General features: G+C 26.7%; 13 protein-coding genes. 6 read left to right on the top strand and 7 right to left on the bottom strand.

The features are described 5' to 3' along the window. Positions 1-111: 111 nt before the first annotated feature. Positions 112-630: a hypothetical protein gene (locus P4S50_RS10245; protein ID WP_277730691.1), complete on the bottom strand. Its 519-nt coding sequence runs from the start codon at positions 628-630 to the stop codon at positions 112-114. A gap of 459 nt (positions 631-1089) precedes the next feature. Beyond that, positions 1090-1683 (bottom strand): hypothetical protein, encoded by a 594-nt coding sequence (locus P4S50_RS10250; RefSeq protein ID WP_277730692.1) that lies wholly within the window; start codon positions 1681-1683, stop codon positions 1090-1092. Positions 1684-2124: 441 nt separating this feature from the next. Here P4S50_RS10250 and P4S50_RS10255 point away from each other — a divergent pair, with 441 nt between their 5' ends. Beyond that, complete coding sequence (locus P4S50_RS10255) at positions 2125-3165, top strand: S-layer homology domain-containing protein (RefSeq protein WP_277730694.1); 1041 nt, start codon at positions 2125-2127, stop codon at positions 3163-3165. Positions 3166-3332: 167 nt separating this feature from the next. Here the strand turns inward: P4S50_RS10255 and P4S50_RS10260 are convergent, their stop codons facing one another. Next, a complete protein-coding gene (locus P4S50_RS10260; RefSeq protein WP_277730696.1) occupies positions 3333-3527 on the bottom strand; it encodes a hypothetical protein in 195 nt (64 codons plus the stop codon). 324 nt (positions 3528-3851) lie between these two features. On the opposite strand from P4S50_RS10260, the gene P4S50_RS10265 reads away from it, so the two are divergent. Beyond that, a complete protein-coding gene (locus P4S50_RS10265) occupies positions 3852-4688 on the top strand; it encodes a copper amine oxidase N-terminal domain-containing protein (protein ID WP_277730697.1) in 837 nt (278 codons plus the stop codon). A 341-nt stretch (positions 4689-5029) separates the two neighbouring features. Here P4S50_RS10265 and P4S50_RS10270 read toward each other — a convergent pair whose 3' ends face one another. Continuing rightward, complete coding sequence (locus P4S50_RS10270) at positions 5030-5731, bottom strand: DUF2628 domain-containing protein (protein WP_277730698.1); 702 nt, start codon at positions 5729-5731, stop codon at positions 5030-5032. 721 nt (positions 5732-6452) lie between these two features. Then, positions 6453-6668, bottom strand: coding sequence for a hypothetical protein (locus tag P4S50_RS10275; RefSeq protein WP_277730699.1), 216 nt, complete (start codon positions 6666-6668; stop codon positions 6453-6455). Positions 6669-6929: 261 nt separating this feature from the next. Here P4S50_RS10275 and P4S50_RS10280 point away from each other — a divergent pair, with 261 nt between their 5' ends. From P4S50_RS10280 to P4S50_RS10290, 3 genes are all read left to right on the top strand, one after another. Beyond that, on the top strand, positions 6930-7133 hold the full coding sequence (locus P4S50_RS10280; RefSeq protein ID WP_277730700.1) for a hypothetical protein: 204 nt from the start codon (positions 6930-6932) through the stop codon (positions 7131-7133). 6 nt (positions 7134-7139) lie between these two features. Next, entirely contained in the window at positions 7140-7523 is a 384-nt protein-coding gene (locus P4S50_RS10285) for a hypothetical protein (protein ID WP_277730701.1), read from the top strand. A 236-nt stretch (positions 7524-7759) separates the two neighbouring features. Next, positions 7760-8938, top strand: coding sequence for an S-layer homology domain-containing protein (locus tag P4S50_RS10290; protein ID WP_277730702.1), 1179 nt, complete (start codon positions 7760-7762; stop codon positions 8936-8938). A gap of 188 nt (positions 8939-9126) precedes the next feature. Here the strand turns inward: P4S50_RS10290 and P4S50_RS10295 are convergent, their stop codons facing one another. Continuing rightward, positions 9127-9324 (bottom strand): hypothetical protein, encoded by a 198-nt coding sequence (locus P4S50_RS10295; protein ID WP_277730703.1) that lies wholly within the window; start codon positions 9322-9324, stop codon positions 9127-9129. Positions 9325-9546: 222 nt separating this feature from the next. After that, entirely contained in the window at positions 9547-10272 is a 726-nt protein-coding gene (locus P4S50_RS10300) for a Fic family protein (RefSeq protein WP_277730704.1), read from the bottom strand. A 179-nt stretch (positions 10273-10451) separates the two neighbouring features. On the opposite strand from P4S50_RS10300, the gene P4S50_RS10305 reads away from it, so the two are divergent. Then, positions 10452-12080 carry a recombinase family protein gene (locus tag P4S50_RS10305; RefSeq protein ID WP_277730705.1) on the top strand — a complete coding sequence of 543 codons (1629 nt, stop codon included), beginning with the start codon at positions 10452-10454 and terminating at the stop codon, positions 12078-12080. The last annotated feature ends 2 nt before the right edge of the window (positions 12081-12082 follow it).

Consider the following 12082-nt stretch of genomic DNA (forward strand, 5'->3'; position numbering starts at 1 on the left):
ACGCTCACTAAAACTCACCTATTTTCTTTTTATACTATTTTCCGTGTATAACATGTTAATAACTTTGTAAACATATCGTTGTTTAATAAAAATATGAAACATTTACCTTGTTTAATTTTTAACATATTTCTTAAAATAAGGCATAAATAAATTATAATGACTATATATTTCATCAATTTCAGACCTAAATTCGTTTTTTATATCTACTTGTTGTTTCTTCTCAATATCAACTGAATAATTCGAATCTTCATATTCATTTAATCTATAATAAAAATATTCACAGTCTAATTTTCCCCAATATCCTGCTCCATCTTTATAATTTCCTGCACTGAATAAAAAACTTGCCCAAGAAATTTGGCGTGTTTCATACTTTATAAATAAACAAGCAATATACAATCCACTGCTATTATTAAATTCCTCAAATGGCTCTGAAAACACATATTTATTGACAATTGCAACTGCTGATGGTAGAAATTTTGTTGTAGCAAGTTCTATTATCCAATATGGTGGATTATCTAATTTTTCTATTATTTCATCACACCATAAATAATAATGTTTGTAATTAATTAAACCAGTATCTAACATGATACCTAATTTTCGTGCAAAATCTTTACTAATATTAAATTCCAATACTATTTCCTCCCTTCATTTTTATGTATATAATATTTTATAATTGCATACTTTACATTTTTTCATATAACTTACCTATAAGGATCTCTAATTGTTCCTTTAGCTTTTTATTTTCTTCTTCAACACTCAAATCTAGCTAAGTTTTTAAACATCACGAATTCTTTTCATGTATATAACTTTCACTTATTTCTAGGTGTATTTTACCATAATATAGCACAATTTTATACTTATTGTATATTTGTGCAATATAAAACAGTAGCTTTGGTTGGCTACTGTTTTGGTGGTTTGTGTTTATGTAGTTTGCTATGATTAGTATTTTTGAGAAGTTACAAAAAGAACTCTCATAATTTACTCTATATATTTTATAATACACATGTTTTAAAATAATTCTAAATAAATAAGATTTATACATGTCTACACTATTTAAATAGACTATAGTCTAAAACAGTATTTTATTGTTTAATCATCACGATGAATAAAATCATTCACAATACAGTCCCCAGGTTCTAATCTATCTTCATCAAGGTATAAGTTACGTTCTATCTCCCTATACACTCTATCTTCTTCTGTAAGTGTAGCCTTATGTGTCCTTTCTGTATATGATGGTGATAATTTATACTTCATTAATGATTTTCTATTATTATCTTGAATTGACTGTTTGTTATCTTCGTCTCTTTCTCTCTTAAGCGTTTCTATTGCCAGTCTAGTAAACTCAACTATATCATCATATATACAAAAACAAACATCACATATTTCTACCGTCTTACAATTTATAGCATACAACTTTTCATCCATATGACTTAATTTTACTGAGTTTCGAATTAGCCTATCCAAAACAGGACGTATTCCATCTATCCAGGTGATACCTACTTCTTCAAGTTCTTCAATCATCTCACCATATATGCAATCCATTCCTTGTGGCATATGTTTATAGTATTTATCTTTATTCTTCTTCATTAACTCACATAGAACTTCATTGTACGTTATACCAATACCACATTCCATTCCTGCATATTTTTCTATTCTTTCATCTGTACCATGCATCTTTAACATCACTACCTTTCATACATATTATTTAAAACAAATACATTTAGACGAATTAGAACATTAATTCTAATTATATACAAAATATACTCATTTAGTATGATCACACTAAAGTGTTAAACAACACTGATATGTAAAAAGCTATCTGTTTCCATTTGTATTTTACCATAATATAGAATAATTTCATACTGCTTGTATATTTGTGCAGGAAAAAACAGTAGATTTGATTGGCTACTGTTTTGATTGTTTGTGTTTGACTATTAAATCAAAGTAACACTATTTACTAAATTGAATTATTGTTCTTTTTCAATAGGTTTATCTTCTTTATAAATATTTCTTTTTTTAATTAAAATAATTAATTGTGAAAGAGAATAATAAATTGTAATTTATGTTAATATTATGTACACTAATATTGTATTGGTAAATTTCGGATGAAATAGGAGGAATTATATGAAAAAAATACTTACAACATTTTTAACAACAAGTATATTCTTTATGTGTTTTAGCTTTTCACATGGAGTTATAAGTAATTGGGCAAAAGATGATATAAGTAATATGAAGCAAAACAATTTAGTCCCAGAGAGTATCATAAGCCAAGACCATTTCCAAGATATGATAACTCGTGAAGAGTTCGCAGAATTAGCAGTATTATTATACTCTAAAGCAAAGGAAATAGAAGTTGAAGAATTAATAGAAAAAGATTCAGAAGAACCTTTCCTTGATACAGATAATCCATACGTAGCAATTGCTTATAATGAGGGGATTGTAAACGGAACTTCTAAAGTAACTTTCAACCCAAGAGATAAGATAACTAGAGAAGCTATTGCTACAATGTTAAAAAGAGAGTTACAAGAATTAGGAAAAGATACAACTCCTAAAAAACAAGCTAATTACGACGATATGAACCAAGTAAGTGATTGGGCGAAGGACGGTTTAAATTACGCTACTCAAGAAGGAATAATAAACGGAGTAGGAAATAACCTTGTAGCACCTAAGCAAAACACTACAAGAGAACAAGCTATCGTAATGATGAGCAGAATAGCTAAAAACAACGGATGGATAGACGAAACAACTGAACTAGTTGAAAAACCTAACGTACCATCTAACGAGTATACTATCCAAGATGGATTTGCTATACCAAAGGATACTAAATTGGTTTATGTGGAAGTAGCAGGCAAAGGAAGTAGTTACTACTTATATGCATCAGTTGAAAGTAACATGCCTGATGTTGATAAGCAAAAAGAATTACTAACTGGTTTATTGAATAGTAACCCAAATGTAATAAATAAGTCAGGAAAAGATTATGTATTAAAACAGTTTGATAGTTTATATGACCAACATCCTAAACACAAAGAGATACACGGTTGGTATTCACCTAATACAGACCCCAATAACGGTTCAGCAATGACTTATTCGCATGATATGGGAAATGGATACAGCATAGAATTATCCGGAAGAAGTAGTCTATGTTTTAAAGTAATAGAAAATTAAAAGATAATTAATGTAAATATATATGTTGTTTATAGCAATTTTACTATTAACTCCAAGATAGCACTACTACTTAGAGTTTAATGAAGGTGCAGATTTTTTATACTGCACCTCTTTTTTATGCTTAGGATAGACACAAAAATGGTAGACACTTATTTTGGCTACCACATTTATTCTATCTTATTTTTAAGCATACTTAACTTTCTTAATAAACAATAAGTCTGTTGTCCATGATTTTTAACATAATAGTCTACTAATCCCTCTAAATTAGCTATATCTTCTCCATTTACATCGATACTCCTATTTAATATATTAGATATTCCATTAAATAATAAAAAATCAACTGTAGTATCTATTTCCATCATTATTTCTTCCTCCTACATTTGTTGTTTATAGGAGTATTATTAACACTTTTGATATTATTGTATACTTCTTATATATTTGTACAAAAACAGTAGCTTTGGTTGGCTTGTGTTTATGTAGTTTTTGTGTGGTTAGTTTTTCAGAAAGTATATAAAGAAGTTATTATAATGATTATCTTTGTTTATTTTTTTATCTTTAGATTTATTATTTTCTTGTTTTAGACATTTAAGACACTTAAAAAAGATAGTTAAAGTTTACATGCATTATATACAATTTATACAATAAACTGTAAAATAGTGATATACATTATTTAGGAGGTATACATTATGAAAAAATATATAATATCTTTAACCCTTATTTTATCCTTATGCTTTTTGTTTCCTTCGTTCGCAGATGAAAATATTAAATTAATCCTAAAAGAGCAGGAAATCCAGTTCCAAGATGCACAACCATTTATAGATAGAAATAACAGAACTTTAGTTCCTGTTAGATTTATTTCTGAAACACTTGGTTGCAAAGTTGAGTGGGATGCTAAAAACCACACTGTACTAATTACAGGTAATAGCAAAGAAATAAAGTTGCCTGTAGGCTATAATTACGCAATAGTAGATGGAAAGAAAGTTGAGTTTGATACAAAAGCAGTAATAGTTCAAAACAGAACTTTTGTACCACTAAGATTCATATCAGAAGCTTTTGATGCAAATGTTGTATATAACTACGAAAATAGACAACATGTTATAACTATCAAACTTGATAATTTTAATCTTAATGATGATAGTTTTGTTGAAGGTGTTGTATCTATTGATAAGGCTATAAACAACTATGATAAAGCTGATATGACTAACATTAAAAAAGCTAAATATGTAAAAGATTTTACATTTAAGACTAATGGAACAAATGTTACAAATGTAAAAAGAATGAGTGGTTTTTTAGTTGTAGTATCTAAAGAAAATCATTGTCCTACAGTTGGCTTAATAGTTGATGGAAAAATATTTGATTCAGCATCAATGGATGCATCTGTTCTTAATGATGATGGAACATATTCTATTCCTTATGTTGGTCTAGAAAAAGAAAACATAGACAGAGCTGAATTCATTTGTTTTTATGGACACAATGATGATACTATGATTATTGTTAAGAATCCATTTAAAATTCAGGAATAAGGAAAAGAGCTTAGATTTTAATCTATGCTCTTTTTTGTTGAATAATAAAGCTATTTATTATAAATATATCCTAAAATTTATGAAATATATCTTCATACCCCTAATCCTTTTTGTTCCCATTTTAGACTTTACAACAACTTTTGCTTGTATAATTTTATACTTTTTGTATATTTGTGCAAAAAAACAGTAGCTTTGGGTGGCTACTGTTTTGATTGTTTGTGTTTATGTGATTTAATTGCGATTGGTGTTTTTGTTGGTGTACATATAAACTATATCTCGATAATAAAATATATACTTTAGATTTTACTATCTTTATAAAACAATTTATATTAGTGATAAACTTAAAAAAATATTTGCTTTTTTCTAACATAATAATTATAAAATATGTAATTACCTTTGAAACCACAAATTATACCATAAATTGATGCAGGAATAGGTCCAAATCCAATTAATGCCAAAATTAATACAGCTAATGGAGGAATCCATATGCCTTTAGTTAATGCCCAAATTGGTCCAAAAAAGAATCCTGCCCAATTAAATTTCCCTCTATAAGATTCATTACTTTCATATATTTTAGTAAATTCTTCTTGATAATAAGGTTTAAGTTTAGAAAAATTAGTATTGCAATTACCATCACCTTCTAAATGCTTTTTAAAGCCACTTAATTTACTTTCATTATTAATTGTAGTTTTAAGCCTAACACCACATTTAATACATATTTCTTGGTTTTCATTAGTTTCTGAACCACATTCTTGGCAGTAATTTTTAGCATTAAGTGGTTTCACTCCACATTTCAAACAAATCTCAGCATTATTCTTAATCTCTGATCCACAATTTCTACAATACTTACATATAGAATTTATATTAAAACTATTAAGTATAGATTTAAGTGTAGTACCACATTTAATACATATTTCTTGGTTTTCATTAGTTTCTGAACCACATTCTTGGCAGTAATTTTTAGCATTAAGTGGTTTCACTCCACATTTTAAACAAATCTCAGCATTATTCTTAATCTCTGATCCACAATTTCTACAATACATTCCAAGCCTCCTGATACTTTTATTTAATGTAAATTCTATTATTCTTGAAGAATAACAGAATTATTTTATTTTCAAATCATTTCAATATATATGTAATATCCGCATAATTTTGCAAGATAAATAATATTAATATACATAAGTATAATTTCTAAAATACAAAGTGAATAATTAACAATTCATCATATTCCTAATGACATCTTTGTTTTAACTGCTAAAACTTCAGATAACTCACAATACATTGTACAATAGATTAAAAATACACATATTATCATATTTACTATGTAGTACTCCCTTAAATAAATTCATTTTTGCACTATGTCGCAAAATTTCATAGGTATATTTTACCACATTATAAGCTAATATTAAACATTTTGTATAAATATGTAATACTAAGAAGGATTTTTAATAAAAATCAAGAATTAACTATACCGAAAGAAAATACAGGAGGTTAGAACTATGAAAAACACAAAAAGAAGAGTCTTAAGTATTGTTTTATCATTATCACCATGACTACTCTGCCCACTTACACCCCAACGAAATGCACACATACTAAAGTATAGCAGCAACAAAAAAAGAAGCATTTAGCTTCTCTTCTACATGAATCTTATTTCACTGATTTTTGTTAATATTTTACATGTAATTTTCATCTTTGTTTTGCCCTATATATTTATTTAATAACGCTTCAATTTTTTCATTATATTCTTCATAAACAATATAACGGTTATCTATTAATTAATTTTGCTCTACCATCTAATTCATCTTTTCCTATAGTGACTTCAAAAATTAACCAATCATCATCTTCCTCAACAATTTCTTTTTTATATTCAAATTCCTTATCATTTATCATTTCAAAATAATTCGTTTCCTCATTTAGTTCAAACACATTACACTCATTAAATCTTACATCTCCAATATAGATTGCTCTCATTTTTATCACTTTTGTTTCCTCCCTTATTCTAATTGGATTAACTAATTCTTTTTATTTATATAATTTTTATTCCCAGATTATATTTTACCATAATATAGTATATTTTTATACTTATTGTATACAAGCTTAATTTATTCATTAAAGACTAATTCTAAAGATCTATTTTCTAATAGTATTTTTTTGTATTTATAGTAAAAAACAGCATAGTCATAATTAGAACAAAAAAACATATATTATTTAGGATAAATAAAAGAAAGTGGTATTTAAGAGATGAAGAAAATTTTAAAATGGGGGATTATTGTAATTGTAGCTCTATGTGTAATTGGAATAATAGCTGGAGGAGGTAGTGACGATTCTACAAATAATACTGTTTCTACTGAAACACCGGCTCCACAAGAAGTTGCTGAAAAGGTTGAACCAGATTATATTGTAGATTCAGGTATGTATAAAGTGGGTTCAGACGTTCCAGCATGAGAATATATGATTGTAGCTGACGGTATGGCTTATTTTGAATTAGACAAAGATTCAAGTGGGAATTTTGAAAGTGTTATAACAAATGATAATTTTCAAGTAAATAGATATATTCAAATGAACGATGGAGAATATTTGAAATTAAAAAACTGTAAACTATATGCAGTTGATAAAGCTCCTGAATTAGGATCAAAAGAAATGTATAAAGTTGGATATGATTTACAATCAGGAGAATATAAAGTTACAACAGAAGGCATGGGTTACTATGAAGTTTCAAAAAATTCTAGAGGAAACTTAATGAATATAGTTGCAAATGATAATTTTGAAGGTGAAACTTATATAACAGTACCAGATGGTCAATATTTAAAACTTACTAATGCTTCAATAAAATAATGAAATAAAAGAGCAGATCTTCTGCTCTTTTATTTTTACTGTTTTTTGTGTTTATATAGTTTGCCTTCTATTAGTGTTTTTGAAAATATCTCTATCCTAATAGTAGAAGAAAATTTAAAACTATTCTATCTATATAATTGTATTTTTTTATATTTTATACAAATATTTCTTGTTTCGAGAAATTAAACAAAGTATAATTTATTTATATTAATAAAAATATATGGAGGAATTTAAAAATGAAAACAAAAAAACATATTAGTAAACTATTAAGTTTATTATTAATACTAGGATTGTTAAATACAAATTCTATTTATGCTCAAAACATAAAAATAAAAGATATAGATACTCATTGGGCTAAAGGATATATAGAAAAATTGATTAATTTAGGATATATAAATGGATATTCCGATGGAACGTTTAGACCTGAAAACAATATAACAATAGCAGAATTCACAAAATTAGTTGTAGTAGAAACTTTAGGAAAAGATATATCAACAAATAATACAAATGATTGGTACGATAATTATATAAAAGAAGCAAAAAAATTAAATATAATAAAAAATGGAGAGTTTAAGAATTATGATAGAAATATTACAAGACAAGAAATAGCAAGAATGATTGTAAGGGCTGCAAATTTAAATGTATCAACAGGAAATACAAGTTTTATAGATGATAAACAAATATCAAATGAATTCAAAGGATTTGTTAAAAAAGCAGTAGAAGAAGGATTTGTAAGTGGTTATCCAAATAAAACATTTAAACCAAATAATAATGCTACAAGAGCAGAATCTACTAAAATATTAAATATTTTAGTAAATAAAAATGGTAATAATATTAAAGATATATCTTCATTAAAAAATAGTAAAATTAATACAATAATACAAAAAGGAAGTAAATTAAAGTTATTTGATGACAATGGAAGATATAACAATGAAGTTCTTGAAACTATTTGTATAATAAATAAAAAAGATTTACCAATGAAGATTTCTGATAAATTTATAATTGAAGATATTTCTTTAATTTATGAAAATACAGGTATTGATAAACTTTATGGAAATCCAGAAGATTATGTTTTATATGTAAAAGTCAGAGCTTTAAAAGATGATTTAAATCCTCTATATTGGTTAACATCAGGTGAAATAAAAAATAAAGAATATATAAGAAGTAATTTTATACATTTAGATGATAAAACATATTTTGAAAAGAAAAAAAAATATCCTGATTTTCTAGGTAGAGATGAATCCCCAGATAGAAAAGATGGTTTAATTATAAATAAGAATGAAACAGGAACAATAATGAATTTAGGAGAAGCTACTGGAACAACAAATTTTAATAATTCTGATTATATTTTTATATGTGATATTTCTAGTAAAGAAAAAATTGGTTTAGCAATTAAAAATCCATTAAAAAAATAGAAAAACGCAAAGTTATTTACACACTCTAAAAATTAGCCATATTTTTTATTAATATGGCTAATTTTATTTTCATTGATTATTCATACCGTATTTTACTACAACACCATATATGTACACTATTTTACATTATTGTCTAAAAAATCTGTTCTTGTCATACACTTCTTTTGTGCTACGAAAGAGGATTTAATTCATAAATATCGAATATTAGTTCTGTAACAATTATATAAAATAGTATCTAAAGGAGGTCTCATATTGAAAAAACTTAATAACATATCATCTATAATACTATGCTTTCTACTAATGCTATTATTTACAGCTTGTGGATCTACAGAAGCTAACAACTCTACAAATGAGTTTAAAAAAGCTAATACCAAAATTGAAAACATTCTCCACAATAATAAAATCTGCCATATCAGTTATCCCAACCATGGCAGATTTCAATTAATCCTATCTATTCAGTTCTTTAACTAAAACTTCTTTTCCTTCAAATGCTATTCCGAGCTGTAGTATATTTTTTATTCCTCTATCTACTAATTCCTGTCTATAATTTCTATCTTTTATTTAAGCTATAGCTTTATCAGCTGCTATCTCACGAGTTTTTACTCTTTTTATATTAATCTTAAATACAAATCTAAAGTTCTATTTACTTCTTCGACTACTAATTCTATAAAATCATCATTCTGATTTGTTGTATGTGCTTTATCAAGAGCATTATAGTATTTTATTCTATTTTCATTTCTTATTACTATAGGAGGATATCCATTTTTCATAAGTTCTAGATTTAATAAAAGTCTTGATGTTCTTCCATTGCCATCTATAAAAGGATGTATTCCTACGAATATAATATGAAGAAGTGCTGCTCTTTGTATTGGATGCAATGTTTGAGATTCATTATTATACCAATCTATTAATCTTTCCATCTCTTCTTTAATAAGCATTGGTTCTGGTGGTTCATGCTTTGCTCCTGCAATAATTACCTTTTGATCTCTATATACTCCTGCATATTCATCGTCTATTGCTTTTAAAACAAGTCTATGAATATTCTTTATCTGCCACTCACAAAATGGTTCATTCTTTCTTACTATATCTTCTACATAAAGTATTGCTTCCTTATGATTCACTACTTCAAGATGCTCTCTTAGACTTTTACCTCCAACTGTTATACCTTCTAAAACAACTTTAGTTTCTTGTAAGGTTAGTGTATTTCCTTCTATCGCATTTGAGTTATATGTCCACTCTAAAAGCAGATTTTCTCTTATACTTTTTAATGTATATTTAGGTAATGGTCTCTTGCTATCTAATATATTCTTTTTTTCATCTATACTTTTAAACATATATTTCACCTCATTTTTTTACTTGTAACTAAATAAATTTTTATACTTTCAATTTTATCATATAGCTTAATATGTAGATATATACAATTTATATTAAAGCTATATCAATATAAATTAAGTTTCACTTTATGATATAATAAATTTCAATATAGTATATATAGATTAGAAAGGAGCTTATTATGAAAGCTGCAATTTATTCTCGTAAATCTGTTTTTACTGGTAAAGGCGAATCCGTTGAAAACCAGGTACAAATGTGTAAAGAACATGCTGCAAAGCATCTAGATATTACTGAATTTACAATATATGAAGATGAAGGCTTTTCTGGAGGTAATACAAATAGACCTAAGTTTCAAGAACTTGTTCAAGATATTAAAAAGAAAAAATTCGATGTACTTATTTGTTATAGATTGGACCGTATTAGTAGAAATGTAGCTGACTTTTCTTCTACTCTAGAATTATTACAAGATTACAATATAAGTTTTGTATCTATAAAAGAACAATTTGATACTTCTACTCCTATTGGTAAGGCTATGGTTTATATAGCTTCTGTTTTTGCTCAGCTTGAGAGAGAAACTATAGCAGAAAGAATTCGTGATAATATGATGGAACTTGCTAAAACAGGTCGTTGGCTTGGAGGACAAACTTCCTTAGGATTTAAAAGTCAACAAATTACTTATTTGGATTCTGAATTTAAAGAACGATCTATGTCAAAGCTTATTCCAATTAAAGATGAACTAGATAGAGTAAAACTCATATTTGATAAATACATCCAAGGTGGATCTATCCATATGGTACTCAAATACCTTCTTGCAAATAACATAAAAGGAAAAAATGGTGGAGATTTCGCTTCTATGTCTGTAAATGATATACTTCGCAACCCTGTTTATGTAGAATCTAATGACGATGTATTCGAATATTTAAAAGAAAAAGGAATGTTGGTCTGTGGTAACCCTAATGGCAATGGAATCCTTACATATAATAAATGTAATTCTAAATCTAAACAAAGAGATATGAGCAAATGGATAGCAGCTGTTTCTAAGCATAAAGGTGTAATATCTGCTAATGATTGGCTTGAGGTACAAAGAAAACTAGATAAGAATTCAAAAAAAGAAAATCCAAGACAAGGTACATCTAGAAAATCCCTACTCAGCGGTATTTTAAAATGCGCTAAATGTGGTGCTCCTATGAGAATTAGTTATGGCAGACCTAGAAAAGATACTGGTGAAAGAATCTACTACTATATGTGTACTATGAAAGCCCATAGCGCTAAAAGTAGATGTGATAATCCAAACGTTAGAGGAGATAGATTAGAAAAACTTGTAATTGACCATATTAAAAACTTAAATACAGATATAATTATGAAAGAATTAGAAAAATATCAAAAAGAAACAGAATCTACTCAAACACCTTCTATAATTGGTAATATCAAAAAAGACATTGAAGAGAAACAAAAACATATGGATTCTTTATTAAATCAATTGGCAAAAATAGATTCTAACTCTGTAGCTTCTGAATTTATTATTTCTAAAATAGATAATCTTGGAAAAGAAATCAAAGAATTAGAAATGAAATTGACTAATAATAAAAATGAAAAAAAGAAAGCTTCCACTAATATAATAAATACCACTCTTATCCTAGATACTATTAAAGAGTTTAATTCATTCTTTGATAATGTAGACTCTTTAAATAATGATGAAAATATAATAATGAAGAAAAGATATTTGTTAGAAACTCTAGTAGATAGAATTACATGGGATGGGGAAACAAATAATATTCAGGTTGATTTATGGGGGGCTAAAAAAAAATAGTT

Source organism: Tepidibacter hydrothermalis (assembly GCF_029542625.1).
GTDB lineage: Bacteria > Bacillota > Clostridia > Peptostreptococcales > Peptostreptococcaceae > Tepidibacter_A > Tepidibacter_A hydrothermalis.

What these genes read in the sequence shown, in the direction of transcription:
- P4S50_RS10260 (WP_277730696.1), bottom strand. Translation starts at nt 3,527, where the DNA reads ATGATGGAAATAGATACTACAGTTGATTTTTTATTATTTAATGGAATA.
- P4S50_RS10300 (WP_277730704.1), bottom strand. Translation starts at nt 10,272, where the DNA reads ATGTTTAAAAGTATAGATGAAAAAAAGAATATATTAGATAGCAAGAGA.
- P4S50_RS10250 (WP_277730692.1), bottom strand. Translation starts at nt 1,683, where the DNA reads ATGTTAAAGATGCATGGTACAGATGAAAGAATAGAAAAATATGCAGGA.
- P4S50_RS10280 (WP_277730700.1), top strand. Translation starts at nt 6,930, where the DNA reads ATGAAGAAAATTTTAAAATGGGGGATTATTGTAATTGTAGCTCTATGT.
- P4S50_RS10270 (WP_277730698.1), bottom strand. Translation starts at nt 5,731, where the DNA reads ATGTATTGTAGAAATTGTGGATCAGAGATTAAGAATAATGCTGAGATT.
- P4S50_RS10295 (WP_277730703.1), bottom strand. Translation starts at nt 9,324, where the DNA reads ATGTTTTCAATTTTGGTATTAGCTTTTTTAAACTCATTTGTAGAGTTG.
- P4S50_RS10285 (WP_277730701.1), top strand. Translation starts at nt 7,140, where the DNA reads ATGATTGTAGCTGACGGTATGGCTTATTTTGAATTAGACAAAGATTCA.
- P4S50_RS10255 (WP_277730694.1), top strand. Translation starts at nt 2,125, where the DNA reads ATGAAAAAAATACTTACAACATTTTTAACAACAAGTATATTCTTTATG.
- P4S50_RS10305 (WP_277730705.1), top strand. Translation starts at nt 10,452, where the DNA reads ATGAAAGCTGCAATTTATTCTCGTAAATCTGTTTTTACTGGTAAAGGC.
- P4S50_RS10265 (WP_277730697.1), top strand. Translation starts at nt 3,852, where the DNA reads ATGAAAAAATATATAATATCTTTAACCCTTATTTTATCCTTATGCTTT.
- P4S50_RS10290 (WP_277730702.1), top strand. Translation starts at nt 7,760, where the DNA reads ATGAAAACAAAAAAACATATTAGTAAACTATTAAGTTTATTATTAATA.